This is a genomic window from Erwinia sp. E_sp_B01_1 (genome assembly GCF_036865545.1).
Taxonomy (GTDB): Bacteria; Pseudomonadota; Gammaproteobacteria; order Enterobacterales; family Enterobacteriaceae; genus Erwinia.
On the sequence record NZ_CP142208.1, the window covers coordinates 1,130,721 to 1,156,826 of the forward strand.

Consider the following 26,106-nt stretch of genomic DNA (forward strand, 5'->3'; position numbering starts at 1 on the left):
CAGCTCTTTAGTGGACCATCATGTTGTAATTGAGGTTCCACATAATCCATATAGAGCCCACTACAACTATCAGAATGATGACGGCAGAGAAGACAATTGCCACCAGATTCCAACGTTGATCGGTAGAGGTGCTGAGGTGCAGGAAGTAGTAAAGATGCACCAGCACCTGGATGACTGCAGCCACGATGACAACGGTCAGGATAGTTCCCTTAGACGCGCCGCCGCTCATGACCATCCAGAAAGGAATGGCAGTCAGAATGATCGACAGAATAAAGCCGATCATGTAAGTCTTCACGCTACCGTGCGAGGTACCATGATCGCTTAATGTCTTGCTCATTACATGGCCCCCAGCAGATAAACGATGGTGAATACACAAATCCAGACAACGTCCAGGAAGTGCCAGAACATGCTCAGACACATCACACGCGTATGGTTTGTAGAGGTCAGACCTTTAGTGGCGACCTGATACATCAGCACCAGCATCCAGATCAAACCGGAAGTTACGTGCAGACCGTGAGTTCCTACCAGCGTAAAGAAGGCTGAAAGGAAACCACTGCGCTGCGGACCGAAGCCTTCAGTGATCAGATGATGGAACTCATAGATTTCCATTGAGATGAAGCCTGCACCCAACAGGAACGTCAGCGCCAGCCAACCTAATACGGTTGATTTGGTGCCTTTTTCCATGCTGATGACGGCAAACCCGTAAGTGATTGAGCTGAACAGCAGCAGTGCTGTTTCACCCAGAACAAAGGGTAACTCAAAGATATCTTTACCTGCCGGGCCGCCAGCGGTGCTGTTGACCATTACTGCATAGGTCGCAAACAACGTTGCGAAGATAATGCAGTCGCTCATCAGGTAGATCCAGAAGCCAAAAAGTTTATTGGCTCCTGCATCGTGATGCCCATGCTCCGCATGGGCGTCGTGGTGCTTAGTCAGAGTTTCAGTCGACATTTTTCAGACCTGCTTTGCTAATTTCGTCAAAGTGCTGATTCTCGATTTTTTCGATCTCGGCAACGGGAACGTAGTAATCCACGTCTTCGTCAAAGCTCTTGATGATCCAGGTTAAGATCATACCGAGGAACGCCACACCTACCAGCCACCAGATGTGCCAGATAGCCGCGAAACCAAACACCAGGCTGAATGCACCGATCACCACACCAGCGCCGCTGTTCTTCGGCATGTGGATCTCTTCGTACTTAGCAGGCTGTTTGTAAGCTTCGCCTTTTTCTTTCATTTCCCAGAACGCATCGCGCTCGTGAATGACAGGCACTTCAGCAAAGTTATAGAACGGTGGTGGTGAAGAGGTTGCCCACTCCAGCGTACGGCCGCCCCACGGATCGCCGGTCACATCACGCAGCTGCTCACGGTCACGTACTGAAACCCAGAACTGAGTGATTTGGCACAGCACACCACAAGCGATCAGCGCAGCACCAAAGGCTGCAACAACCAGCAGTGGGTGGAACTGTGGATCGATGTCCTGGCTCAGACGACGGGTCATCCCCATGAAGCCCAGTGCATACAGCGGCATAAAGGCAACGAAGAAACCGATAATCCAGAACCAGAAGGCGCGGATACCCCATTTTTCATTCAGGCAGAAGCCGAACGCTTTAGGGAACCAGTAAGTCACACCAGCAAAGCAACCGAACACCACACCACCAATAATTACGTTATGGAAGTGAGCAATCAGGAACAGACTGTTGTGCAGCACGAAGTCAGCACCTGGTACCGCCAGCAGAACACCGGTCATACCACCTACAGAGAAGGTGACCAGGAAGCCAACGGTCCACAACATAGCAGAGTGCATCTGAATGCGGCCCTGATACATGGTGAACAACCAGTTGAAGATTTTAACCCCGGTCGGGATGGCGATAACCATCGTCATGATGCCGAAGAAGGCGTTAACGTTCGCACCGGCGCCCATGGTGAAGAAGTGGTGCAGCCACACTACGAAGGACAGGATGGTGATAACAATCGTTGCCCAAACCAGTGAGGTGTAACCAAACAGGCGCTTTTTAGAGAAGGTTGCCACCACTTCGGAGAAGACACCGAAGACCGGCAGAACCAGGATATACACTTCCGGATGTCCCCAAACCCAAATCAGGTTGACGTACATCATCATGTTGCCGCCCATTTCATTGGTGAAGAAATGGAAGCCCAGATAGCGATCCAGGGTCAGCAATGCCAGCGTCACGGTCAGAACCGGGAAGGAGACAATGATCAGCACGTTGGTACACAGGGAAGCCCAGGTAAATACAGGCATTTTGAACATGGTCATGCCAGGCGCACGCATTCTCAGGATAGTAACGAAGAAGTTAATACCTGTTAATGTCGTACCAATCCCTGACAGCTGCAGACTCCATATCCAGTAGTCGACACCGACCCCAGGACTGTATTCCGCACCGGAGAGCGGCGGATAAGCCAGCCAGCCAGTCTGAGCAAATTCGCCCACACCCAGTGACAGGTTAACCAGTACCACACCCACAGCCGTGAACCAGAAGCTCAGGTTGTTCAGGAACGGGAAGGCCACATCGCGTGCACCAATCTGTAAAGGAACAGCAATGTTCATCAGACCGATAACAAACGGCATCGCTACGAAGAAGATCATGATCACGCCGTGGGCGGTGAAGATCTGGTCGTAGTGATGAGGCGGTAAGAATCCTGCCTCGCCGGCCGAAGCCAGTACCTGCTGGCTACGCATCATCACCGCATCGGCAAAGCCGCGCAGTAACATGACGAAAGCCACGATGATATACATGATACCGAGTTTTTTGTGGTCAACAGACGTCAGCCATTCTGACCACAGGTATTGCCACTTACCGAAATAAGTGATTGCTCCGGCGACTGCCAGGCCACCAAGAATGATGGCGGCGACCGTAATCACGATAATAGGTTCGTGATACGGTACTGCATCAAGGGTTAATTTTCCCAACATCGTATTATTCCTCGGCTCCCGCTTTAGGGGTATCGCTCATGTCCATGCCTTCGTGTCCTGACATGTCCATTTTCCCGTGGTTCATCTTGAACTTGCCAATCACCTGCTTGAACAGTTCAGGATTTGCCGTAGAGAAGAACTCAACCGGATGGTTTTCGCTTGGCGCTGCCAGTTTCTCGAAGTCATCCATTGTCGTCAGCGTGTTTGAAGATTCTTTGGCTTTCGCTACCCACTGATCAAATGTTGCAGTGTCAGGTGTGGCGATAGCTTTGAACTTCATACCGGAGAAGCCGCGACCGCTGAAGTTGGAGGAGATCCCATCAAAGGTACCAGGTTCATTCGCAATCAGATGCAGTTTGGTCTGCATGCCCGCCATAGCGTAAATCTGGCTACCGAGGGTAGGAATGAAGAAGGAGTTCATAACGGAGTTAGAAGTGATCTTAAAGCTCACAGGCGTATTAGCCGGGAACGCGATCTGGTTAACTGTTGCAATACCCTGTTCCGGGTAAATGAACAGCCACTTCCAGTCCAGTGCAACCACATCAATCTCAACCGGCTTCACATCGGATGCCAGAGGCTTGCCTGGTTCCAGCGCGTGAGTAGATTTCCACGTCAGGACGCCAAGGAAGATAATAATCAAAATGGGAACAGTCCAGACTACGGCTTCCACTTTATTAGAGTGTGACCAGTTAGGGCTGTATTTTGCATTGGTATTGGATGCCCGATATTTCCAGGCGAACACCACGGCCATCAGGACTGCAGGAATTACGACGATCATCATCAAGCCGAAGGCTGTCAGGATTAGCGAACGTTGCTCCAGTGCAACCTGTCCTTTGGGATTCAATAACGCACTATCACAGCCACTTAACAATAAAGTGCCTGCTATTAATGACAAAATCCCCAAACTTTTATTGTATTTACTGAGTCTCATTTAACGACCTCAATGACAAGGGCTCTATTGTCGTTTAAGTGTGGCGGCATTTTACGGGAACGTTTCAGTACTGTAAACCAGCAACATCTTGTGTCAGCGCCGTGTTGACACCTTTTGCAAACACTGTCACAGATGTTGCTGACGGTGACAAATTATGAATGAGAGCAAGGGTTTGGCTCTAATATAACAAAAACCAATGATAACCTCGCATTTAAGGCGGGCTCTGCTATAAACAGCGAAATTGGTACTCAATATTTTAACATGTACGCATCATTTACATGATTTAATTTATACAATAATAGTCACGCACCGGTTTTTAATATTTCTTTTATTGGAAGTGTAAAGATGAAAACCTTTCAGGAAATAACGGATCGGACAGATATGTGACGAAGAAAGGGTTGTTAAAATTCGGCGATTTAACCGCCGCTGTTGCCGCATTAACGTGCAGCAACACCCCCGATTTTGTTAAATGTTTGTGTGAGAGTGAACCGGCAATACCTGTTCAAAGCTTAAGTCCGGGGTCGCTATTCTAACAAAACGTGGCGCTGTGCCAGGTAGTCCAACAGGCTGCCAGTGACTATCCCAATAAGTGCAAAAAACACGCCGGATTCTAACAGAATGCTAATGATTGCTCCCGCATCTGGCAGGTTCATTGCGCGCATTGCCAGCAGAAGCATCCCCACAACGACCAATCCCGCGCCCAGTTTTAACGCCCGAAGTGCCCAGCGGTAGCCAGACTGATAGCGGTTGCGGGGTAAAAATGACTGATGCTTTTGAGCATATTCCAGCGTCTGGCGGCATCCTGCCAGCAGGAACAGACCGGGCAGGGCGGCAAATACGGAGAAGGCGTAAAATGTCGGCCATCCCCAACTCTCCACAAACCATCCGGCAACCGGGCCTACATACACACGCCCTACAGCGGATAGTGCAGAGAGCAGGGCAAACTGAGTGGCCGAGAAAGATTTATTGCACAGCGTCATTAACAGCGCGACAAAAGCCGCCGTGCCCATCCCACCACAAAGGTTTTCTACAAACACCGCTGCCGCCATGCTGTAGAGGTGCTTGTCCGTCACTGCCAATACCCAATAGCCGAGATTGGACACCGCCTGCAAAATCCCGAATATCATCAGCGCGCGAAACAGGCTCAGGCGCTGCATCAGTACGCCGCCATACAATGCGCCAATGATAGTGGCTATCAGACCGAGGGTCTTATTGACCAGGCCCACGTCGCCCGCATCAAAGCCAACGCCACGTATCAGGAAGATGGTGGTCAGGCTCGCGGCAAACGCATCACCCAGTTTATAAAGGACAATAAGAGAGAGGATCAGCCAGGCATTGTTACGGTTGAAAAAGTCCCGTAACGGGGCGATGACGGCTTCTTCCAGAGTGTGGGGGCGGGCGACCGGGTCGGCGGGCTCTTTCGCCAGCAGCGTGGCAATCACAGCAGGCACCATCATTGCGGCCATCAGCCACCAGATGGCCTGCCATCCCAAAAATCGGTCAGCAAGCCAGAGCGCCAGACCGCCAGATACCAGCATTGCCAGACGGTAACCCAGCACGCTGATGGCTGCACCGCTACCGCGCTCCTCTGCGGGAAGCACGTCCGTTTTCCAGGCGTCGAAAACAATATCCTGAGAGGCTGAGCAAAATGCTACCAGTACCGCCAGTGCAGCCAGCAGGGTCAGATCCCTTGCAGGATTCATAAAGCCCATCAGGGCTATGCCAACTATCAACAGCAGTTGCGTCACCAGTAACCAGCCACGACGTCGTCCTAAAAAAGAGGGCGTGTAGCGGTCCATCAACGGTGACCAGAGGAATTTGAAGACGTAGGCCTGCCCTACCAGAGAGAAAAAGCCTATCGTTTTAATATCGACGTTTTCCACCGCCATCCAGGCCTGCAACGTGCCGGAGGTCAGTGCCAGTGGCAGACCGGAAGCAAAGCCGAGGATCAGAAGCAGGGCGGCGTTACGTTGAGTAAAAATCTGGAGGTAGTGGCTGGGCATACAAACCTTACAACAAAGCCCGCCAGGATCCCGGCGGGCACAGGCGAATTAACGGGCGTTTTGCTTGATAAACTCGTGGATGCTGGTGTCCTGAGCCATATCAGAAATCACATCGCTGAGGGTGGAGTTAACAGCATTGGTGATTTTGGTGTTGTTAGCGGTGAAGGCTCCTTCAACACTGTAAGTCTGGCGATAGTTTTTGATCTGCTTATTGCCGTTTTTCGCGGTGGCAATAATAGAGATGTCTGCCTTGGTCGTAATGCTGTAACGCACGTTACCCTGGGTGACATCTGCATAGAGATTATTAACGATGATCTGCAGATCAACTGCGCCGTTCGGGCCAATCATGTAACCGCGTGCACCCATTTGCTTCTCCAGCACTTCCTGCAGCAGGAAACGCAGGTCGCGCGAAGGGGTAAGCGTGACGAGCTGGTTATCGCGGGTCACCTTTGCCAGGGCCTGATCGCTACGTTGGTCGGCACCGTTAATACTGACGGTGATGCCGGTCAGGCTTGGATCCTGTTGTGGCAACTGAATTTTTGGTGAAACGTTGAGTGTGTTGCTGTTGCTTGCACAGCCAGCCAGAATAAACACGGCCAGCAGAGGGAATAATAATTTTTTTAACATGCTTATTTTCTCGATGACAAAGGGTGTAGTGCTGACAAAACTGCCGCCATCATAACATTGCCTGTAACAAGGGGAAGCCCTGATAGCGCGTAAATTCATCGCCTTGCAATTTTTCAGCGCATGATGAACGCCGTAGCCCTGGCCGGTTTGAGAGAGACAGGTTGCAGCTTTCTCCGTGAAAATGCACAGTAGCAGAGATTAAGGCCAGGGTATTTTTATCGCCACAGGTCGGAAACGAAAAAAAACCAGCTAATATTTAAAGGGATGGGGCAGAGCTCACTGTCGTAGAGGAGTCCAGGTATGATCCGCGAACAAATAGAAGAAAAGCTAAGAACGGCGTTTACACCTGTTCATCTGGAAGTGCATGACGAAAGTTACCGTCATAACGTCCCTGCGGGTGCAGAAAGTCATTTTAAAGTGGTCATTGTCAGTGACAACTTTATTAACCAGCGTTTCCTGATGCGTCATCGCACTATTTATAGTGCGCTCGCTGATGAACTGGCTGGAAGCGTTCATGCGCTGGCTTTACATACTTACACCGTCAAGGAATGGGAAGGATTACAGGATACTGTTCCCAGTTCTCCAAACTGTCGTGGAGCCGGCATGCTGGCCTGACAGGGTATTTTCATCTGAAGCGGCCTGCGGGCCGCTTTGTCATTTCTGGGGAAAATTGCGGCCTGGCCCACTTTTTTATCCTTTATCCGGCAAAAGCAGTGAAGTTAGCCCTCTGTCGGGCTTGTGTAGCCTCGACTCGCTTTAACGTTGCCGCTATAATGCTGCGTCTATTTTTCCGGAATGTCTTCGGGACGCTTCTGGTAACAGGGATTGTGGTTCTGGCATCAGAAGCCGTCCCGGTTCTTAGTCTCTACCCTGATTCTTATGAAGCAGGGAGGGCTGAAGTTGACCGAGCACGTGATTTTTTGAGGTAATAAGATGCAAGCTTCAGTAGAAACAACTCAGGGTCTGGGCCGTCGCGTTACGATTACCGTTGATAAAGATGTGATCGAGAATGCGGTGAAAAGTGAGCTGGTCAGCGTATCTAAAAAGGTACGTATCGACGGTTTCCGCAAAGGGAAAGTGCCGATGACTGTCGTGGCACAGCGCTACGGTGCTTCCGTTCGCCAGGACGTTCTGGGCGAAATGATGCAGCGCAATTTCGTTGACGCGATCATCAAAGAGAAGATCAATCCGGCTGGCGCGCCAAACTATGTGCCAGGCGAATACAAAATGGGCGAAGACTTCACTTTCACCGTTGAATTTGAAGTTTACCCGGAAGTTGAGCTGAAAGGTCTGGACGCAATCGAAGTTGAAAAACCGGTTGTTGAAGTGACTGATGCAGACGTTGACACCATGCTGGATACCCTGCGCAAGCAGCAGGCCACCTGGAAAGAAACCGACCGTGCAGCAGAAGCTGAAGACCGCGCAACCCTCGACTTCTCCGGTTCAGTAGACGGTGAAGAGTTCGAAGGCGGCAAAGCGTCTGACTTCGTACTGGCGATGGGCCAGGGTCGTATGATCCCAGGTTTTGAAGAGGGTGTTGTTGGCCATAAAGCCGGCGAAACTTTCACCATCGACGTAAACTTCCCGGAAGATTACCACGCTGAAACCCTGAAAGGGAAAGCAGCGAAGTTTGAAATCGTCCTGAAGAAAGTGGAAGAGCGTGAGCTGCCAGAATTCACTGAAGAGTTCATCAAGCGTTTTGGCGTTGAAGATGGCTCTGTTGCAGGTCTGCGTACCGAAGTGCGTAAAAACATGGAGCGCGAGCTGAAAGGCGCAGTGCGTAACCGTGTTAAGACTCAGGCTATCGACGGTCTGGTCAGCGCTAACGACATCGAGGTGCCAGTGGCGCTGATCGATGGCGAAATCGACGTGCTGCGTCGCCAGGCTGCACAGCGCTTTGGCGGTAACGAGAAGCAGGCTTTTGAGCTGCCTCGTGAACTGTTTGAAGAGCAGGCTAAGCGTCGCGTTGTTGTCGGTCTGCTGCTGGGCGAAGTGATTCGCACACATGAGCTGAAAGCTGACGAAGATCGTGTAAAAGTGCTGATCGAAGAGATGGCTTCTGCTTATGAAGATCCATCAGAAGTGGTTGAGTTCTACAGCAAAAACAATGAGCTGATGAACAACATGCGTAACGTTGCTCTGGAAGAACAGGCGGTGGAAGCCGTACTGGAAAAAGCTAAAGTGACCGAAAAAGCCACTAACTTCCAGGAACTGATGAACCAGACCCAACCGGCCTGATTATCTGATTCTGAAAGATAAATAAAAGCCCGCGGTTGTGATGACCGCGGGCTTTTTGCTTTTTATCGGTTGCCCGGATGTGCCATTTGTCGTCTATTCGCTCAGTAAACCGGCAAAATATCAACTATGCTACTTTTCCTGGTTAGCAGTTGCGAAAAACGTTGTTATGCTTGAATCAGCGGGGCAGCATCCCCAGATAGGATTTATGGCGTACTGAGTCTGGTCTTGATTGTTCCCCTGCGTATGGGGAAAGTAATGGAAACATAGTGTTCCGGATCGCTCTCAAGTAGAATTGGTACGGAGTGTTGCCAAAAGAAATTTATCCAGGAGACGGTAATGTCATACAGTGGCGAACGTGAACAAACTGCACCTCATATGGCTTTGGTGCCGATGGTGGTCGAACAAACCTCTCGCGGAGAGCGTTCTTACGACATTTTTTCTCGCCTGCTAAAAGAGCGCATTATCTTCCTGACCGGTCAGGTTGAAGATCATATGGCGAACCTGATCGTCGCTCAGATGCTGTTTCTGGAAGCTGAGAACCCGGAAAAAGATATCCACCTTTATATTAACTCTCCTGGCGGCGTGATTACCGCAGGGATGTCGATCTACGACACCATGAAGTTCATCAAGCCGGATGTCAGCACTATCTGTATGGGCCAGGCGTGCTCTATGGGTGCGTTTCTGCTGACCGCTGGTGCTAAAGGCAAGCGTTACTGCCTGCCGAACTCCCGCGTAATGATCCACCAGCCGCTGGGTGGTTATCAGGGTCAGGCGACGGATATTGAAATCCATGCGCGTGAGATTCTGAAAGTGAAGCAGCGCATGAATGAACTGATGGCTGAACATACGGGCAAAACGCTTGAAGAAATAGAGAGAGACACGGAACGTGACCGTTTCCTGTCAGCGAGCGAAGCTGTAGAGTATGGGCTGGTCGATTCAATTCTTACGCATCGCACATAAGCCTGATGCCCATCCGTCGTCTATAGTTAAGGATGGGCTGGAGCAACGAATGAGGGTGCCGCAAGGCGGCATCATCGCCGCAACAGAGTGCGGACGAAGATAACAGAAGAGGTTAACTGATGACAGATAAGCGCAAAGACGGTTCAGGAAAGCTGCTGTACTGCTCTTTTTGCGGCAAAAGCCAGCATGAAGTGCGCAAGCTGATTGCCGGCCCGTCAGTGTATGTCTGCGATGAATGTGTTGATCTATGCAACGACATTATTCGCGAAGAGATCAAAGAGGTTGCGCCACACCGTGAACGCAGCGCACTGCCGACGCCGCATGAAATCCGCCATCACCTCGACGATTACGTTATCGGCCAGGAACGGGCGAAGAAAGTGCTGGCCGTAGCGGTCTATAATCACTACAAACGCCTGCGTAATGGCGACACCAGCAATGGCATCGAGCTGGGCAAAAGTAACATTTTGCTGATTGGTCCAACCGGGAGTGGTAAAACACTGCTGGCTGAAACCCTTGCCCGCCTGCTGGATGTGCCGTTCACCATGGCTGATGCCACCACCCTGACCGAAGCGGGTTACGTGGGTGAAGACGTCGAGAACATCATTCAGAAGCTGCTGCAGAAATGTGATTATGATGTGCAGAAAGCGCAGCGCGGCATCGTTTATATCGATGAAATTGATAAAATTTCCCGCAAATCCGATAATCCATCAATCACCCGTGACGTGTCGGGCGAAGGCGTACAGCAGGCGCTGCTTAAGCTGATTGAAGGGACCGTGGCGGCCGTGCCTCCTCAGGGCGGACGTAAGCATCCCCAGCAGGAATTCCTGCAGGTTGATACTTCCAAAATCCTGTTTATCTGTGGTGGTGCTTTTGCCGGGCTGGACAAGGTTATCTCTCAGCGTGTTGAAACCGGATCGGGTATTGGCTTTGGTGCCACCGTGAAGGGTAAAGCTGAAAAAGCGACCGAAGGTCAGCTGCTTGAGCAGGTTGAACCGGAAGATTTGATTAAATTCGGCCTGATCCCTGAATTTATCGGCCGTCTGCCGGTCGTGGCAACGCTGAACGAATTGAGTGAAGAAGCGCTGATTCAGATCCTGCGCGAGCCGAAAAACGCCCTGACCAAGCAGTATCAGGCGCTGTTTAATCTTGAAGGTGTGGATCTGGAATTCCGCGACGAAGCCCTGACGGCGATTGCCAAAAAAGCGATGTCACGTAAAACAGGTGCCCGTGGCCTGCGATCTATTGTGGAAGGCGCGCTGCTGAACACCATGTACGATCTTCCTTCACTGGACGATGTGGAAAAAGTGGTCATTGACGATTCAGTCATTGACGGGCAAAGCGAACCCTTGCTGATTTATGGAAAACAGGATGCTCAACAGGCATCTGGTGAATAAATAACCACACAATTCCAGTCAGTTATCTTAAAAAGGGGGAATTTATTCCCCCTTTTGCTTTTCTCTCGCAGATAACATTGAATGTCTTATATTCATCCCCATATACTCAACTACCTGTGGGTAAAACTGCACTTTAGTTGTCTGTTGCGGTTCCCATCACCCTGGCGGAAATTAAACTAAGAGAGAGCTCTATGAATCCTGAGCGTTCTGAACGCATTGAAATCCCTGTGTTGCCGTTGCGTGACGTAGTGGTTTATCCGCACATGGTAATTCCGTTGTTTGTCGGCCGTGAAAAATCTATTCGCTGCCTTGAAGCCGCCATGGACCATGATAAAAAAATCATGCTGGTCGCTCAGAAAGAAGCTTCAACGGATGAGCCTGGCATTAACGATCTCTTTTCTGTAGGGACCGTAGCCTCTATTTTGCAAATGCTGAAACTGCCAGACGGTACGGTAAAAGTGCTGGTAGAAGGCCTGCAACGTGCGCATATCACCACGCTTGCTGATAATGGCGATCACTTCACAGCCCAGGCTGAATACCTGGCATCACCTGAAATCGATGAGCGCGAGCAGGAAGTGCTGGTGCGCACCGCGATTAATCAGTTTGAAGGCTATATCAAACTGAACAAGAAAATCCCACCGGAAGTGCTGACCTCACTGAACAGCATTGAAGATGCTGCACGTCTGGCCGATACGGTGGCAGCGCATATGCCGCTGAAGCTGGCTGACAAACAGTCGGTGCTGGAAATGTCAGACGTGAATGAACGTCTGGAGTATCTGATGGCGATGATGGAGTCAGAGATTGATCTGCTCCAGGTGGAAAAACGTATCCGCAATCGCGTTAAAAAGCAGATGGAAAAAAGCCAGCGCGAGTACTATCTGAACGAGCAGATGAAGGCGATTCAGAAAGAACTTGGCGAAATGGACGATGCGCCTGATGAAAATGAAGCGCTGAAACGCAAAATCGATGCGGCAAAAATGCCGAAAGAGGCGCGTGACAAAACGGAAGCTGAACTGCAGAAGCTGAAGATGATGTCACCGATGTCTGCGGAAGCAACCGTAGTGCGTGGCTATATCGACTGGATGGTGCAGGTTCCGTGGAATGCGCGCAGCAAGGTTAAAAAAGACCTGGTCAAAGCTCAGGAAACGCTGGATACCGATCACTTCGGTCTGGAACGTGTGAAAGACCGCATCCTTGAGTATTTGGCAGTACAGAGTCGTGTCAGCAAAATCAAAGGGCCGATCCTGTGTCTGGTTGGGCCTCCTGGTGTGGGTAAAACTTCGCTTGGCCAGTCTATTGCTAAGGCAACGGGCCGTAAGTATGTCCGTATGGCGCTGGGTGGCGTGCGCGATGAAGCGGAAATTCGTGGTCACCGCCGTACCTATATTGGTTCAATGCCGGGCAAACTGATCCAGAAAATGGCAAAAGTAGGGGTCAAAAACCCGCTTTTCCTGCTGGATGAAATCGACAAAATGTCTTCTGACATGCGGGGCGATCCAGCTTCAGCACTGCTTGAGGTGCTGGATCCGGAGCAGAACATTGCTTTTAACGACCATTACCTGGAAGTTGATTACGATCTCTCCGACGTGATGTTTGTGGCAACGTCTAACTCCATGAATATCCCTGCGCCGCTGCTGGACCGTATGGAGGTGATTCGTCTCTCGGGTTATACCGAAGATGAGAAACTGAACATTGCCAAACAGCACCTGCTGTCGAAACAGATTGAACGTAACGCGCTGAAGAGCAATGAAATCACGGTTGATGACAGTGCTATTGTCAGCATTATCCGTTACTACACCCGTGAAGCGGGCGTGCGTAGCCTTGAGCGTGAATTGTCCAAGCTGTGCCGTAAGGCGGTGAAAACCCTGCTGATGGATAAATCCGTTAAGCATATTTTGATCAATGCCGACAACCTGAAAGATTTCCTGGGCGTACAGCGTTACGACTATGGCCGTGCGGAAAATGAAAACCGTGTAGGTCAGGTAACGGGGCTGGCCTGGACTGAAGTGGGTGGCGACCTGCTGACCATTGAAACCGCCTGTGTGCCTGGTAAAGGCAAGTTGACCTATACCGGTTCACTGGGTGAAGTCATGCAGGAATCCATTCAGGCAGCACTGACCGTAGTCCGTGCGCGTGCCGAGAAGCTGGGCATCAACGGGGACTTCTACGAGAAGCGTGATATTCACGTTCACGTACCTGAAGGGGCAACGCCGAAGGATGGTCCAAGCGCCGGTATCGCCATGTGTACCGCTCTGGTTTCCTGCCTGACCGGTAACCCGGTTCGTGCAGATGTTGCCATGACCGGAGAGATTACGCTGCGTGGTCAGGTTCTGCCTATCGGCGGTCTGAAAGAAAAACTGCTGGCAGCACACCGTGGTGGTATCAAAACGGTGCTTATTCCTGATGAAAACAAACGCGATCTGGAAGAGATTCCGGACAACGTTATCGCCGATCTGGATATCCATCCGGTGAAGCGCATCGAGGAAGTGCTGACGCTTGCTCTGCAAAATGCTCCTTATGGCATGCAGGTAGCGACCGCAAAATAGTGACCTGAAACAAAAAGAACGCTGGCAGGCAAATTGGGACTTGCCAGCTTTTTTTTGTGCCGCTAATTTAGAGAGCTGTTAAGCCAGTGACGGCGAGGCCGTATCAGGCGTAGCATAATTAAATCCAGATAATTGATACGCTTTCGTAACAGGTGGGAAACCTGCTTATGAAGTGAATAATAAAAGAGAGGATTATTGAGTGAATAAGTCACAGTTGATCGACAAAATTGCTGCAAGCGCTGACATTTCTAAAGCAGCAGCGGGACGTGTAGTAGATGCTTTCATGAGTTCAGTGTCCGATTCACTGAAAGAGGGCGACGAAGTAGCGCTGGTAGGCTTCGGCACCTTCTCCGTGCGTGAGCGCTCAGAGCGCACTGGTCGTAACCCACAGACCGGCAAAGAGATCACCATTCCTGCAGGCAAAGTGCCTGGCTTCCGTGCTGGCAAAGCGCTGAAAGACGCCGTTAACTAATGGCGGTATGCTTCCACCGCTGCAATTTCTTCGGTGGAGTGAGGATTGTCCAGGCGTTCTCATGTACCATACGGGGCACATCAGCATTCTGATGTGCCTTTTTTTATGTTTTCATGACATTTGCTTTTTGCGGTTGTCATAGTGGCGTGCGGTTTGCTACGCAGCGGCGTGGAGCGTCCCCGGGATGCGGGACGAAAGCGCAAAGGTTTACATTCACACTACAGCGGAGTGTTGTCACACCATGATGGACAATTTACGCGCGGCTTCGAATAATGTCGTGCTCAAAATTATATTGGCTTTGATCATTCTTTCTTTCGTACTGACCGGCGTGGGTGGTTACCTGACCGGCGGTAACGGAGACTATGCTGCCAAAGTTAACGGACAGGAAATCAGCCGCGCGCAGCTCGAGAACGCATTTTCTAATGAACGTTCCCGTCAGCAGCAGCAGTTAGGTGAGCAGTTCTCTCAGCTGGCTGGTAATCCGGCTTACCTTCAGCAGATCCGCCAGCAGGCCCTGTCTCAACTGGTCGATGAAACTTTACTGACCGGTTATGCCAAAGAGTTGGGTCTGGCTATCAGCGACGATCAAATCAAGCAGGCCATTTTCAGCCAGCCCGCCTTCCAGACCAACGGTAAATTCGATAATGCCAAATACCTTGGCCTGATCAATCAGATGGGCTTTTCTGCCGACAGTTATGCTGAGGCCCTGCGTAAGCAGTTGACCACCCAGCAGTTGATCGCTTCCATCACCGGAACGGACTTTATGCTGACGGGTGAAACGGATGCTCTGGCGGCACTGGTTTCTCAGGAACGTCTGGTACGTGAAGCGACCATCAACGTCGCGGCGCTGACGGCTAAGCAGACGGTCAGCCCGGAAGAGATCAAAAACTACTACGAGCAGAACAAAAACAGCTTTATGTCTCCTGAGCAGTTCCGCGTCAGCTACATTAAGCTGGATGCTGCTTCTCTGCAGGAAACCGCCAGCGAGAGTGAAATTCAGAGCTGGTACGATCAACATCAGGCTGAATATACCCAGCCTCAGCGCACCCGTTACAGCATCATCCAGACCAAATCGGAAGCGGATGCTCAGGCCGTACTGGACGCGTTGAAAAAGGGCGGTGACTTTGCTGCGCTGGCAAAAGAGAAATCTGTTGACCCAATCTCTGCCCGTAAAGGTGGCGACATGGGCTGGCTGGAGCCAGCTACCACGCCTGACGAACTGAAATCTGCAGGCCTGAAAGAGAAAGGTCAGCTTTCTGGGGTGATCAAATCTTCAGTAGGCTTCCTGGTTGCCCGTCTGGATGATGTTCAGGCGCAGCAAATTAAGCCACTTTCTGCCGTACATGATGACCTTGCCGCAAAAGTGAAGCAGGAAAAAGCGATCGATGCTTATTACAAACTGCAGCAGAAAGTCAGTGATGCAGCGAGTAATGACAATGAATCTCTGGCTGGTGCCGAGCAGGTTGCAGGCGTCAAGGCGGTGGAAACTGGCTGGTTCAGTCACGAAAACCCGCCTGCCGAGCTGAACTTTAAGCAGGTAGAGCAGGCAATCTTTAGCGGCGATCTGGTCGGTGAGAATGGTGCCCCTGGCAACAACTCCGACATCATTACCGTAGAGGGCGATCGTGCTTTCGTCCTGCGCGTTAGCGAGCACAAACCTGAAGCAGTTAAACCGCTTGATCAGGTGACGGCTGAGATTACTGACTCTCTGAAAACTCAGAAAGCGCAGAAAGAAGCCAAAGCTCAGGCTGACAAACTGCTGGCCGATCTCAAAGCAGGCAAAGGCGAGCAGGCGATGAAAGCGGCTAACCTGAGCTTCAGCAACCAGAAAACACTGACCCGCAATGGTCAGGATGCTGCTTCCCAGGCTGCTTTCACCATGAGCCAGCCAGAGAAGGGCAAGCCTTCTTACGCGGTCAGTGAAGATGGCGAAGGTAACGTGCTGCTGCTGGCGCTGGATGAAGTTCGCAGCGGAGCCATGCCGGATGCACAGAAGAACGCGATGGTTCAGGGTGTGACGCAGAATAATGCGCAAATCGCCTTCGAAGCGCTGCTCAGCAACCTGCGTAAAGAAGCAAAAATCAAATACGGTGCAGCTGCGCAGGCCCAGTAAGCCTCGCAAAATTCCTGCAACGATTTGCAAATCAAAAGGCCGCTTTCGCGGCCTTTTCCATTTCTGAATTCCACCCTTTGTGACTTCGTTTTTGCCGCTGTAGGGTAGGCATGCTGTCAAACACATGGAGGAATACAGCATGCACAACAGACTTAAAGCAGTAGGGCTGGCAATGATGATAAGTGCTGGCGCAATGATAGTGATGCCGGTACAAGCAACAGAAACGACCGCGGCAGCACCTGCTGAGACCCTGACTGAAAGCACGGCCTCTGCGTCTGAGAAAGTCAGCCTCAATCAGGCCAGCGCTGGGGAACTGGCGGCAGCGCTGAACGGCGTGGGGATTAAAAAAGCCGAAGCCATTGTGAGCTACCGGGAGCAGTATGGCGATTTTACCGCCATTGAGCAGTTGAAAGAGGTTCCCGGGATGGGGAATGCGCTGGTTGAGAGAAACCTGTCACGGCTGAAATTGTGACATCTCTCGCGAGTTTAACGCATTGTTCAGAGTGCGGCAGCTTCCGCTGCTAATCTGTAGAGGTCATACCAGTTGGTGTGACCTCTGTTGATTAAGGGGCAGCGTTATTATGTTTACCACCATTAAAGTCCGTGGCTATCATCTGGATGTTTATCAGCACGTTAACAATGCCCGCTATCTTGAATTCCTTGAGGAAGCCCGTTGGGAATGGCTTGAAGGGCTGAAGTCGTTCAGCTGGCTGCAGGAAAATCACCTGGCGTTTGTCGTGGTCAATATCAACATTAATTATCGCCGTCCGGCGGTCATGGGGGATGTGTTGAATATTCAAAGCAAGCTGGTGCAGCTGGGCGGGAAAAGTGGCGTTATAGGTCAGACGGTGACGCTGGCACCTCTGGGCGAAGCCGTAGCAGACGCCACGCTGACTTTTGCCTGCATCGATCTGCGCACGCAAAAGGCGCAGCCGATGGAGGGAGAGCTGAAAAGAAGGATGGAAGAGATGCTGTCAGCGTAAGCCTGTTTTCAGCTTCATCTCAGCCATGATCGCGCTGCTGTCGGCCTGGTACTGGTTCAGGCCATTGGCGCGAAGATGGCAGGCAGCACACTCGCCGCAGCCATCGCCTTTTATTCCGTTGTAACAGGTCAGGGTTTCATTGCGTACCAGGGGCAGCTGCTGCCAGTAATCGGCCAGCGCCCAGGTTTCCGCCTTATTCAGCCACATCAGCGGCGTTTCAAAGCGAACTTCACGGGCCATTCCCAGCGTGACGGCCTGGTTCAGAGCTTTGACAAATTCATCGCGGCAGTCCGGATAACCTGAGAAATCTGTTTCGCATACGCCCGTGATCACCGCCTCCGCTTCGACCTGATAAGCATAAACCGAAGCCAGCGTCAGAAACAGAATATTGCGGCCTGGCACAAAAGTGCTCGGCAGACCTGTGGCTTCAGGATCGTAAGCCGGTACCGGAATGTTATCTCTGGTCAGGCTGCTGACGGCCAGTTCACTGAGCATGGTCACGTCCAGCACTTTATGTGCGCGGGCACCCAGTGAAAGCGAAAGATCCCGGGCAATCTCAATCTCCTCACGATGGCGCTGGCCGTAATCGAAAGTGATGCAATGCACCTCGTCATACTGTTTCAGTGCCTGAATCAGACAGGTGGTTGAATCCTGTCCGCCGCTGAAAACCACTACTGCACGTTTCATTCTTTTCACCTTAATTATCCGATGCGCCATATGGTACTGCCTGAGGCAAAAGAAGGGTAGTGCTGCTCAGGGAATGATAGCCGGGGCGAACCCGGCGCGGGAAAAATCAAACCGTTTTTCGCATGTATTCACTATCAGTTCCGCAAATACCAGGCGATACTCTGAATCCGATGAAAAAACAGACACTGGAGTGAAGATGGCCCGGCTGGCGGCGTTTGATATGGATGGGACCTTGCTGATGCCAAATCATCAGTTAGGCGAAAGAACCCTGACCGCGCTGCGGGCGCTGGAAGAGAAGGGGGTATTACTGACTTTTGCTACCGGTCGTCACTGGCTGGAGATGCAGCCGCTGATTGCCGACTTTAAGCTGAAGGCTTATTTAATCTCCGGCAATGGTACCCGTGTCCACGATCGGCAGGGAATTCTGCTGTCATCCAGCGACCTCTCCCCGGAAGTGGCTGAAGAAGTCATCCACACAAGCTGGGATACCACCGCCAGTTTGCATGTCTTTAACGACGACGGATGGTTAACTCAACACGATCTTCCGCAAATCCTGCAGGCTCATCTGATGAGCGGTTTTCGCTATCAGCTGGCTGACCTGAAGCGTCTGCCGGCACATAAAGTGACGAAAATCTGTTTTATTGCTGAGCACGATGAACTCTGCAAGCTGCAGGAAGCGTTGAGCGCAGCGCTGGGCGAGCGTGCCCACCTCTGTTTCTCAGCCCGGAATTGCCTGGAAGTTCTGCCGCCTGGCTGTAATAAAGGCGTGGCGCTGGGCTCACTCTCAGCTGCGCTTGGCTTTACCCTGGCTGACTGTATGGCGTTTGGCGATGCGATGAACGATCGCGAGATGCTGGAAACCGTGGGGCGCGGTTTTATTATGGGTAATGCGATGAGCCAGCTTAAATCGGTACTGCCACATTTACCGGTAATCGGACACTGCGAAACACAGGGTGTGTCACATTACCTGAACCACTGGCTTACGACCCCAGACCTCATCTATTCCCCCGAATATTGAGGTTGATAATACCGGGCGGTCCTGATGAACTGAACTTCATTACAGCATGCCGGACAGTGAAGTCCGGCTTTTTAATCCAGCATTTGCTGCCACGGCCTGATATCTCCGATATGCTCTTTTACCCATTCCGGGTTGTAATAGCTGTCGGGGTAGCGTTCCCCGCTGTCACAGAGCAGAGTCACAATCGCCCCGGTTCGTTTTTCCTGCGCCATCCTTTCTGCCAGCTGCAACGCGCCCCAGACATTGGTGCCAGTCGAGGCGCCGGGCTTACGTCCCAGTTGTTTCTCCAGCCACAGCATAGTGGCAATGCTGGCCGCATCCGGAACGCGGATCACCTCATCCACCACGTCTGCGATAAATGAGGGCTCAACACGGGGGCGACCAATCCCTTCTATTTTACCGCTCTGGATAGTGCGCAGTGTTTTATCCCGCTTGTACCAGTAGTCGAAGAACACGGAGTTTTCAGGATCCACCACGGCCAGACGGGTAGGATGGCCCTGATAACGCAGGTAGCGTCCGATAGTTGCTGAAGTCCCGCCGGTTCCGGCGCTCATAACGATGCTGTCGGGGATCGGGAATGGCTCGTTTTTCATCTGCTGAAAAATACTGTCGGCGATATTATTATTCCCACGCCAGTCGGTTGCCCGCTCAGCATAGGTGAACTGATCCATAAAATGGCCGTTCAGCTCTTTTGCCAGCCGTTCAGATTCAGCATACATCTGGCAGGGATCCTCAACGAAATGGCAGCGCCCGCCATAAAAGGCGATCTGTTCTGATTTTCGTTTTGCGGTGCTGGCGGGCATGACAGCAATAAATGGCAGACCGAGCATACGGGCAAAATAGGCTTCGGAAACGGCAGTGCTGCCCGAGGATGCCTCAATTATCGGCGTGCCTTCTTTTATCCAGCCATTGCAAAGCCCGTACAAAAACAGCGAGCGTGCCAGGCGGTGCTTGAGACTGCCGCTGGGATGGGTACTTTCGTCTTTGAGATAGAGCCAGATACCAGGGTAGGCGGCCAACGGCAGACGGATCAGATGTGTATCCGCAGAGCGTTGAATATCCGCGTTAATCTCCTGAACAGCGTGTGAAACCCATGAATCTGTCATACTTCTTCCCCGGCAAAATTTCCTTAAGAGTACGGCATTAAGCGGAAAAAAGGTTTACTCTCTTTGCTGTATAATGACCTGTAAAGAGAATATTTTTCTCCGGGAATAGGGAATGACAGATAAAACAGACCTTAAGCTGCTGACGCTCCTGCAGCAGGATTGCACGATATCGCTACAGGCAATGGCTGATGCTGTGCATCTCACCACCACGCCCTGCTGGAAACGGTTGAAAAGGCTGGAAGATGAAGGCTATATTCGCGGCCGGGTTGCGCTGCTTAATGCGGAAAAACTCGATCTGTCACTCACGGCGTTTATGATGATCAAAACTCAGCAGCACAGTAGCCACTGGTATCAACAGTTTGTCGAAGTGGTGCAGGCGATGCCGGAAGTGATGGGGTGTTACCGTATGGCGGGTGAATATGACTATCTGCTGCGAATTCAGGTTGCCGATATGAAAACTTATGATGCTTTCTATAAAAGTTTAGTGAACAGTGTTCCAGGTTTACTGGATGTCACCTCAAGCTTTGCGATGGAAGAGATAAAATACACCACGGCGCTGCCGCTGAAATAGGGAAGGGCGCTGCTCTTTACCCTGCTCAATCTTAACCGGGACGTTTTCTGTGCGACTGTTTAGCCAATTAAGCTGGTACTTTATTCGAGAGTGGCGACGTTATCTTGGGGCGGTAGCCCTGCTGATCGTTATCGCCATTCTGCAGCTGTTGCCCCCTAAAATCGTGGGCATGATTGTGGATGGCGTCTCCCACCAGCAGATGAGTCACTCGCGGCTGATGATGTGGCTTGGCGTAATGCTGATCACCGCCGTGGTCGTTTATTTGCTGCGGTATGTCTGGCGTGTGCTGCTGTTTGGTGCCTCTTATCAACTGGCGGTGGAGCTGAGGCAGGACTTCTATCGCCAGCTAAGTCGCCAGCATCCCGAATTCTATCTTCGTCACCGTACGGGTGATCTGATTGCCCGTGCCACCAATGATGTTGACCGCGTGGTGTTTGCCGCGGGTGAAGGCGTGCTGACGCTGGTGGACTCGCTGGTTATGGGACTGGTGGTGCTGTTTGTGATGAGCACGCAGATTAGCTGGCAGCTGACCCTGCTGGCGCTGCTGCCCATGCCGATCATGGCACTGGTAATAAAACGTTATGGCGATCAGCTGCATAACCGTTTCAAGCTGGCACAGGCGGCCTTTTCCTCGCTGAATGATCAGACTCAGGAAAGCTTAACCAGCATCCGGATGATTAAAGCTTTTGGCCTGGAGGACCACCAGTCTGGCCAGTTTGCCGACATCGCCAGAGATACCGGCAAGAAAAACCTGCGGGTGGCAAGAGTGGATGCCCGATTCGACCCCACTATCTATATCGCTATCGGCATGTCCAACCTGCTGGCGATCGGCGGTGGCAGCTGGCTGGTCTGGCATAATCAGATGACCCTGGGCCAGTTGACCAGCTTTGTCATGTATCTTGGCCTGATGATCTGGCCGATGCTGGCGCTGGCCTGGATGTTCAACATTGTTGAACGTGGCAGTGCGGCATGGAGCCGTATCCGCTCGCTGTTATCAGAAGCACCCGCGGTGGCAGATGGCACTAAAACCCTGCCTGAAGAACGGGGGCCGTTACAGGTCGCCATTCGTGAATTCTGTTATCCGGGCGCCCGCTATCCGTCACTCAGACAGGTAAACGTTAACCTCAGACCGGGGCAGATGCTGGGGCTTTGCGGCCCCACCGGCTCCGGCAAAAGCACGCTGCTCAGCCTTATTCAGCGGCATTTCGATATTGCCCAGGGCGATATCCGCTACCAGGGGATCCCCCTCACGCAACTGCGGCTGGACAGTTGGCGCAGCCGGCTGGCGGTAGTAAGCCAGACTCCTTTCCTGTTCTCCGATACCGTGGCAAACAACATTGCACTTGGGCGACCAGGCGCCAGGCAGGGCGATATTGAGCAGGCAGCAAAACTGGCTAATGTGCATGACGATATTCTGCGGCTGCCAAAAGGTTATGAGACCGAAGTGGGCGAGCGCGGCGTGATGCTTTCAGGGGGACAGAAGCAGAGGATCTCCATTGCCCGCGCGCTGCTGCTGGATGCTGAAATCCTGATCCTAGATGATGCGCTCTCTGCGGTGGATGGACGTACCGAATACCAAATCCTGCACAACCTGCGGCAGTGGGGGCAGGGAAGAACGGTAATTATCAGCGCGCACCGTTTATCCGCCCTGACCGAAGCCAGTGAGATTCTGGTGTTGCAGAAAGGGGGAGTCACCCAACGTGGGCGGCATGAACAGCTCGCCGCTGAAGCCGGATGGTATCAGGATATGTATCGTTATCAGCAGCTTGAGGCTGCACTGGATGAAGAAGAGAGCGAAAAGGGTGTCCCACATGGCTAATCTCACGCAACTCTGGCCAACCCTGAAACGCCTGCTGAGTTATGGTTCACCCTGGCGCAAATCCCTTGGGCTGGCCGTGCTACTGCTGTGGATAGCTGCCGGGGCAGAGGTGATGGGGCCAATCCTTGTCAGCTACTTTATCGATAATATGGTAGCGAAACAGTATATGCCGCTGGGGCTGGTGGCCGGGCTGGCGGTGAGTTTTATTCTGCTGCAAATTCTGGCGGCGGCACTGCATTACTGGCAGGCCCTGTTATTCAATCAGGCCGCGGTGGGCGTGGTCCAGCAACTGCGTATGGATGTTATGGATGCCGCGCTGCGTCAGCCGCTGAGTGCCTTTGATACCCAGCCGGTAGGGCAGATCATTTCTCGCGTAACCAATGATACTGAGGTCGTCCGCGATTTATATGTCACCGTAGTGGCGACAGTGCTGCGCAGTGCGGCACTGATTGGAGCAATGCTGGTGGCGATGTTCAGCCTGGACTGGCGCATGGCGCTGGTGGCGATCACCATCTTCCCTGCCGTACTGACGGTAATGCTGATTTATCAGCGTTACAGCACGCCGATTGTACGACGTGTACGCAGCTATCTGGCCGATATCAACAATGGCTTCAATGAAGTGATTAATGGCATGAGCGTGATCCAGCAGTTTCGCCAGCAGGCTCGTTTTGGCGAGCGGATGGGTGAAGCCAGTCGCTCACACTATCTGGCAAGAATGGAAACCCTGAAGCTGGATGGTTTCCTGCTGCGTCCGCTGCTGAGCTTGTTTTCAGCCCTGATCCTCTGCGGCCTGATGATGCTGTTCGGCTTCTCTTCTGCCGGGAGTATTGAGGTGGGCGTGCTCTATGCCTTTATCAATTATCTTGGCCGGTTAAACGAACCGCTGATTGAGCTCACCACCCAGCAATCGATGCTGCAACAGGCCGTGGTGGCGGGTGAGCGTATTTTTGAGTTGATAGATGCGCCCCGACAACATTACGGCAGCGATGTCCAGCCGCTGGCCTCAGGCCGGATTGAGGTCAGAGACCTGACGTTTGCCTATCGGGACGATCGCAACGTGTTGAGCGACATCAACCTTGAGGTGCCGTCGCGGAACTTTGTCGCGCTGGTCGGGCATACCGGGAGCGGCAAGAGCACGCTGGCGAACCTGTTAATGGGCTACTATCCGTTGCAGCAGGGGGAGATCAACCTCGATGGCAGACCTCTCAGTACTCTGAGTCACGGCGTATTACGCCATGGGGTGGCGATGGTTCAGCAGGATCCGGTGGTACTGGCCGATACCTTCTTCGCCAATGTCACCCTGGGCCGTGATATCAGCGAGGAGACCGTCTGGCAGGTGCTGGAAAGGGTACAGCTTGCCGATCTGGCGCGAAGCCTCTCTGAAGGGATCCATACTCGTCTGGGTGAGCAGGGGAACACTCTGTCCGTTGGACAGAAGCAGCTGTTGGCAATGGCCCGAGTGCTGGTAGCCTCGCCGCAAATCCTGATACTGGATGAGGCCACGGCCAATATTGACTCCGGCACCGAACAGGCCGTTCAGAAGGCGTTGAAAGCAGTGCGGGAGCAAACCACGCTGGTGGTCATTGCTCACCGGCTTTCTACTATCACCGATGCCGATACCATCCTGGTTCTGCACCGTGGCCGTGCTGTTGAACAGGGAACCCATCAGGCGCTGCTGGAAAAACAGGGCCGCTACTGGCAGATGTATCAATTACAGCAGGCAGGGGATGAACTGGAAGCGGGCGATGCTGTGTAAAACTCACCGCTTCGCTGCACCATTAGCAGGCGATATTTTTCTCTGAAAGCCTGTTCTGCACAAATTTAACGCGCAACGCACCTTTATGGTGCGTTTTTTCTGCCTGAAGTCCGGTTTACTTTTATGCTTATCATGCAGCCCACAGAGAAGAACTCAGGGCCGGACTGACTAATCGTCTGAAAAATGCCAATTTTTAATTTATGGCACAGCCTTTGCTTTACTCATTCCGTGTCGGGCGAAACAACCGTTTTCAATACCTGGAGGGGATCGTATGAAGCTGGTTACCGTGGTAATCAAACCATTTAAGCTGGAAGACGTGCGTGAAGCACTGTCCTCTATCGGTATTCAGGGGCTGACCGTTACCGAAGTTAAGGGTTTTGGTCGCCAGAAGGGGCATGCAGAACTTTATCGCGGTGCTGAGTACAGCGTGAACTTCCTGCCAAAAGTAAAAATAGACATTGCGATTGCCGATGATCAACTCGATGAAGTGGTCGATGTCATCAGCAAAGCGGCCTACACAGGCAAAATTGGTGACGGTAAAATTTTTGTGGCGGAGCTGCAGCGGGTCATCCGTATTCGCACCGGCGAAACTGACGAAGCAGCACTGTAATTTCGGGGCTAAGTATTGTGATGGGATGGGATAAAATGAAGAAAAAATTCGCTCTGTTCGGCCTCGCCAGTCTGGCACTGTTACCTTCGCTTGCGATGGCAGCTGCCCCAGCGGTGGCAGATAAAGCCGACAACGCTTTTATGATGATCTGTACCGCGCTGGTGCTGTTCATGACCTTGCCGGGTATTGCCCTGTTTTACGGCGGCTTAATCCGCGCCAAAAACGTCCTTTCCATGCTGACTCAGGTTTCCGTCACTTTCGCCATGGTCTGCGTGCTGTGGATGATTTACGGTTACTCTCTGGCCTTCAGTGAAGGTAACGCTTTCTTCGGTGGCTTCAGCATGGCGATGTTGAAAAACATCCAGCTGACGGCACTGGTTGGCACCTTCTATCAGTATATCCACGTCTCTTTCCAGGCCTCATTTGCCTGTATCACCGTGGGTCTGATTGTGGGTGCTATCGCAGAACGTATCCGTTTCTCTGCGGTACTGATTTTCGTAGCCATCTGGCTGACCTTCTCCTACCTGCCGATTGCACATATGGTCTGGTCAGGCGGGCTGCTGGCACAGGACGGCGCGCTGGACTTCGCGGGCGGAACTGTAGTGCACATTAACGCCGCTGTGGCGGGGCTGGTCGGCGCTTACCTGGTCGGCAAACGTGCAGGCTTTGGCAAAGAAGCGTTTAAACCTCATAACCTGCCGATGGTCTTTACCGGTACCGCGATCCTGTATGTGGGCTGGTTTGGCTTCAATGCGGGTTCTGCCGGCGCTGCTAACGAAATCGCTGCCCTGGCTTTCATTAATACTGTCATGGCTACCGCGGGTGCGATGTTGAGCTGGACCTTCGGTGAGTGGGCGCTGCGCGGTAAACCTTCCCTGTTGGGCGTCTGCTCTGGTGCGATTGCGGGTCTGGTGGCTATCACCCCAGCCTGTGGTTACGTTGGTGTGGGGGGTGCGCTGGTTATCGGTATCGTGGGCGGGCTGGCTGGTCTGTGGGGCGTTTCTACCCTGAAGAAATGGCTGCGTGTTGATGACCCTTGTGATGTGTTCGGTGTGCACGGCGTCTGCGGTATCGTAGGCTGCATCCTGACCGGCGTCTTCGCTTCCTCTTCACTGGGTGGCGTGGGTTATGCAGAAGGGGTGACCATGGGGCATCAGGTATGGATCCAGCTGTTCAGCGTGGGTGTGACTATCGTCTGGACGGGTGTGGTTGCCTTCGCCGCCTTTAAAATTGCTGACATGACTGTAGGTCTGCGTGTTCCGGAAGATCAGGAACGTGAAGGTCTGGATGTGAACAGCCACGGCGAAAATGCTTACAACCAGTAAAACTGATGCAGGAAA

The 26,106-nt window shown here is 52.2% G+C and carries 23 protein-coding genes; 15 read left to right on the forward strand and 8 right to left on the reverse strand.

Translation table 11 applies throughout. From position 1 onward, the window contains the following. Window positions 1-7 precede the first annotated feature (7 nt). The 6 genes from VRC33_RS05380 to VRC33_RS05405 all read right to left on the reverse strand — a co-directional run bounded on the left by VRC33_RS05380 (window position 8) and on the right by VRC33_RS05405 (window position 6,493). Window positions 8-337, reverse strand: coding sequence for a cytochrome o ubiquinol oxidase subunit IV (locus VRC33_RS05380; protein WP_338561637.1), 330 nt, complete (start codon window positions 335-337; stop codon window positions 8-10). Continuing rightward, window positions 337-951 (reverse strand): cytochrome o ubiquinol oxidase subunit III, encoded by a 615-nt coding sequence (locus tag VRC33_RS05385; protein WP_306207447.1) that lies wholly within the window; start codon window positions 949-951, stop codon window positions 337-339. Before VRC33_RS05385 ends, VRC33_RS05380 begins: the two co-directional genes overlap by 1 nt. After that, the gene (cyoB, locus tag VRC33_RS05390; RefSeq protein ID WP_338561642.1) at window positions 941-2,932 is read right to left on the reverse strand and encodes a cytochrome o ubiquinol oxidase subunit I; all 1,992 of its coding nucleotides are present in this window, start codon (window positions 2,930-2,932) and stop codon (window positions 941-943) included. The genes VRC33_RS05385 and cyoB overlap by 11 nt, the downstream gene beginning before the upstream one ends. 4 nt (window positions 2,933-2,936) lie before the next feature. Next, window positions 2,937-3,863 carry a cytochrome o ubiquinol oxidase subunit II gene (cyoA, locus tag VRC33_RS05395; RefSeq protein WP_338561645.1) on the reverse strand — a complete coding sequence of 309 codons (927 nt, stop codon included), beginning with the start codon at window positions 3,861-3,863 and terminating at the stop codon, window positions 2,937-2,939. A 524-nt stretch (window positions 3,864-4,387) separates the two neighbouring features. Further along, window positions 4,388-5,866, reverse strand: coding sequence for a muropeptide MFS transporter AmpG (ampG, locus tag VRC33_RS05400; protein ID WP_338561647.1), 1,479 nt, complete (start codon window positions 5,864-5,866; stop codon window positions 4,388-4,390). A gap of 48 nt (window positions 5,867-5,914) precedes the next feature. After that, the gene (locus tag VRC33_RS05405; protein ID WP_338561648.1) at window positions 5,915-6,493 is read right to left on the reverse strand and encodes a lipoprotein; all 579 of its coding nucleotides are present in this window, start codon (window positions 6,491-6,493) and stop codon (window positions 5,915-5,917) included. A gap of 300 nt (window positions 6,494-6,793) precedes the next feature. Here VRC33_RS05405 and bolA point away from each other — a divergent pair, with 300 nt between their 5' ends. The 9 genes from bolA to VRC33_RS05450 all read left to right on the forward strand — a co-directional run bounded on the left by bolA (window position 6,794) and on the right by VRC33_RS05450 (window position 17,199). Further along, complete coding sequence (bolA, locus tag VRC33_RS05410) at window positions 6,794-7,108, forward strand: transcriptional regulator BolA (protein WP_338561649.1); 315 nt, start codon at window positions 6,794-6,796, stop codon at window positions 7,106-7,108. A gap of 318 nt (window positions 7,109-7,426) precedes the next feature. Then, window positions 7,427-8,731, forward strand: coding sequence for a trigger factor (gene tig, locus VRC33_RS05415; protein ID WP_338561650.1), 1,305 nt, complete (start codon window positions 7,427-7,429; stop codon window positions 8,729-8,731). 336 nt (window positions 8,732-9,067) lie between these two features. After that, a complete protein-coding gene (gene clpP / locus VRC33_RS05420; RefSeq protein ID WP_024967267.1) occupies window positions 9,068-9,691 on the forward strand; it encodes an ATP-dependent Clp endopeptidase proteolytic subunit ClpP in 624 nt (207 codons plus the stop codon). A 119-nt stretch (window positions 9,692-9,810) separates the two neighbouring features. After that, a complete protein-coding gene (gene clpX, locus VRC33_RS05425) occupies window positions 9,811-11,085 on the forward strand; it encodes an ATP-dependent protease ATP-binding subunit ClpX (protein ID WP_338561654.1) in 1,275 nt (424 codons plus the stop codon). A gap of 191 nt (window positions 11,086-11,276) precedes the next feature. Next, the gene (gene lon, locus VRC33_RS05430; RefSeq protein WP_338561656.1) at window positions 11,277-13,631 is read left to right on the forward strand and encodes an endopeptidase La; all 2,355 of its coding nucleotides are present in this window, start codon (window positions 11,277-11,279) and stop codon (window positions 13,629-13,631) included. A 199-nt stretch (window positions 13,632-13,830) separates the two neighbouring features. Then, on the forward strand, window positions 13,831-14,103 hold the full coding sequence (gene hupB / locus VRC33_RS05435) for a nucleoid-associated protein HU-beta (RefSeq protein ID WP_338561658.1): 273 nt from the start codon (window positions 13,831-13,833) through the stop codon (window positions 14,101-14,103). A 241-nt stretch (window positions 14,104-14,344) separates the two neighbouring features. After that, window positions 14,345-16,216: a peptidylprolyl isomerase gene (gene ppiD, locus VRC33_RS05440; protein WP_338561660.1), complete on the forward strand. Its 1,872-nt coding sequence runs from the start codon at window positions 14,345-14,347 to the stop codon at window positions 16,214-16,216. 139 nt (window positions 16,217-16,355) lie between these two features. Beyond that, window positions 16,356-16,688 carry a helix-hairpin-helix domain-containing protein gene (locus VRC33_RS05445; RefSeq protein WP_338561662.1) on the forward strand — a complete coding sequence of 111 codons (333 nt, stop codon included), beginning with the start codon at window positions 16,356-16,358 and terminating at the stop codon, window positions 16,686-16,688. A 109-nt stretch (window positions 16,689-16,797) separates the two neighbouring features. Further along, the gene (locus VRC33_RS05450) at window positions 16,798-17,199 is read left to right on the forward strand and encodes a YbgC/FadM family acyl-CoA thioesterase (RefSeq protein ID WP_338561664.1); all 402 of its coding nucleotides are present in this window, start codon (window positions 16,798-16,800) and stop codon (window positions 17,197-17,199) included. Here VRC33_RS05450 and queC read toward each other — a convergent pair. Continuing rightward, entirely contained in the window at window positions 17,191-17,886 is a 696-nt protein-coding gene (queC, locus tag VRC33_RS05455; RefSeq protein WP_338561666.1) for a 7-cyano-7-deazaguanine synthase QueC, read from the reverse strand. The two genes, VRC33_RS05450 and queC, sit on opposite strands and share 9 nt — an antisense overlap. A 196-nt stretch (window positions 17,887-18,082) precedes the next feature. Here queC and cof point away from each other — a divergent pair, with 196 nt between their 5' ends. Beyond that, entirely contained in the window at window positions 18,083-18,904 is an 822-nt protein-coding gene (gene cof, locus VRC33_RS05460) for an HMP-PP phosphatase (protein ID WP_338561668.1), read from the forward strand. 71 nt (window positions 18,905-18,975) lie between these two features. Here cof and VRC33_RS05465 read toward each other — a convergent pair whose 3' ends face one another. Then, a complete protein-coding gene (locus VRC33_RS05465) occupies window positions 18,976-20,010 on the reverse strand; it encodes a PLP-dependent cysteine synthase family protein (RefSeq protein WP_338561671.1) in 1,035 nt (344 codons plus the stop codon). A 112-nt stretch (window positions 20,011-20,122) separates the two neighbouring features. Between VRC33_RS05465 and VRC33_RS05470 the strand changes: the two genes are divergently transcribed. The 5 genes from VRC33_RS05470 to amtB all read left to right on the forward strand — a co-directional run bounded on the left by VRC33_RS05470 (window position 20,123) and on the right by amtB (window position 26,091). Next, window positions 20,123-20,581 (forward strand): Lrp/AsnC family transcriptional regulator, encoded by a 459-nt coding sequence (locus tag VRC33_RS05470; protein WP_338561673.1) that lies wholly within the window; start codon window positions 20,123-20,125, stop codon window positions 20,579-20,581. A gap of 49 nt (window positions 20,582-20,630) precedes the next feature. Then, complete coding sequence (locus VRC33_RS05475; RefSeq protein ID WP_338561675.1) at window positions 20,631-22,400, forward strand: SmdA family multidrug ABC transporter permease/ATP-binding protein; 1,770 nt, start codon at window positions 20,631-20,633, stop codon at window positions 22,398-22,400. Beyond that, window positions 22,393-24,156, forward strand: coding sequence for a SmdB family multidrug efflux ABC transporter permease/ATP-binding protein (locus VRC33_RS05480; protein ID WP_338561677.1), 1,764 nt, complete (start codon window positions 22,393-22,395; stop codon window positions 24,154-24,156). Before VRC33_RS05475 ends, VRC33_RS05480 begins: the two co-directional genes overlap by 8 nt. A 271-nt stretch (window positions 24,157-24,427) precedes the next feature. Further along, window positions 24,428-24,766, forward strand: a complete 339-nt coding sequence (glnK, locus tag VRC33_RS05485; protein ID WP_007886947.1) for a P-II family nitrogen regulator — start codon at window positions 24,428-24,430, stop codon at window positions 24,764-24,766. Between the two features lie 20 nt (window positions 24,767-24,786). Further along, window positions 24,787-26,091: an ammonium transporter AmtB gene (amtB, locus tag VRC33_RS05490; RefSeq protein WP_338564074.1), complete on the forward strand. Its 1,305-nt coding sequence runs from the start codon at window positions 24,787-24,789 to the stop codon at window positions 26,089-26,091. The last annotated feature ends 15 nt before the right edge of the window (window positions 26,092-26,106 follow it).

Excerpts from the sequence above, each read along its gene's own strand:
- cyoA (WP_338561645.1), bottom strand. The coding sequence starts at position 3,863 with ATGAGACTCAGTAAATACAATAAAAGTTTGGGGATTTTGTCATTAATA.
- VRC33_RS05445 (WP_338561662.1), top strand. The coding sequence starts at position 16,356 with ATGCACAACAGACTTAAAGCAGTAGGGCTGGCAATGATGATAAGTGCT.
- queC (WP_338561666.1), bottom strand. The coding sequence starts at position 17,886 with ATGAAACGTGCAGTAGTGGTTTTCAGCGGCGGACAGGATTCAACCACC.
- lon (WP_338561656.1), top strand. The coding sequence starts at position 11,277 with ATGAATCCTGAGCGTTCTGAACGCATTGAAATCCCTGTGTTGCCGTTG.
- cyoB (WP_338561642.1), bottom strand. The coding sequence starts at position 2,932 with ATGTTGGGAAAATTAACCCTTGATGCAGTACCGTATCACGAACCTATT.
- ppiD (WP_338561660.1), top strand. The coding sequence starts at position 14,345 with ATGATGGACAATTTACGCGCGGCTTCGAATAATGTCGTGCTCAAAATT.
- bolA (WP_338561649.1), top strand. The coding sequence starts at position 6,794 with ATGATCCGCGAACAAATAGAAGAAAAGCTAAGAACGGCGTTTACACCT.
- clpX (WP_338561654.1), top strand. The coding sequence starts at position 9,811 with ATGACAGATAAGCGCAAAGACGGTTCAGGAAAGCTGCTGTACTGCTCT.
- VRC33_RS05385 (WP_306207447.1), bottom strand. The coding sequence starts at position 951 with ATGTCGACTGAAACTCTGACTAAGCACCACGACGCCCATGCGGAGCAT.
- VRC33_RS05450 (WP_338561664.1), top strand. The coding sequence starts at position 16,798 with ATGTTTACCACCATTAAAGTCCGTGGCTATCATCTGGATGTTTATCAG.
- VRC33_RS05465 (WP_338561671.1), bottom strand. The coding sequence starts at position 20,010 with ATGACAGATTCATGGGTTTCACACGCTGTTCAGGAGATTAACGCGGAT.
- tig (WP_338561650.1), top strand. The coding sequence starts at position 7,427 with ATGCAAGCTTCAGTAGAAACAACTCAGGGTCTGGGCCGTCGCGTTACG.
- VRC33_RS05380 (WP_338561637.1), bottom strand. The coding sequence starts at position 337 with ATGAGCAAGACATTAAGCGATCATGGTACCTCGCACGGTAGCGTGAAG.
- VRC33_RS05470 (WP_338561673.1), top strand. The coding sequence starts at position 20,123 with ATGACAGATAAAACAGACCTTAAGCTGCTGACGCTCCTGCAGCAGGAT.
- amtB (WP_338564074.1), top strand. The coding sequence starts at position 24,787 with ATGGGATGGGATAAAATGAAGAAAAAATTCGCTCTGTTCGGCCTCGCC.
- cof (WP_338561668.1), top strand. The coding sequence starts at position 18,083 with ATGGCCCGGCTGGCGGCGTTTGATATGGATGGGACCTTGCTGATGCCA.
- ampG (WP_338561647.1), bottom strand. The coding sequence starts at position 5,866 with ATGCCCAGCCACTACCTCCAGATTTTTACTCAACGTAACGCCGCCCTG.
- VRC33_RS05405 (WP_338561648.1), bottom strand. The coding sequence starts at position 6,493 with ATGTTAAAAAAATTATTATTCCCTCTGCTGGCCGTGTTTATTCTGGCT.
- glnK (WP_007886947.1), top strand. The coding sequence starts at position 24,428 with ATGAAGCTGGTTACCGTGGTAATCAAACCATTTAAGCTGGAAGACGTG.
- VRC33_RS05480 (WP_338561677.1), top strand. The coding sequence starts at position 22,393 with ATGGCTAATCTCACGCAACTCTGGCCAACCCTGAAACGCCTGCTGAGT.
- clpP (WP_024967267.1), top strand. The coding sequence starts at position 9,068 with ATGTCATACAGTGGCGAACGTGAACAAACTGCACCTCATATGGCTTTG.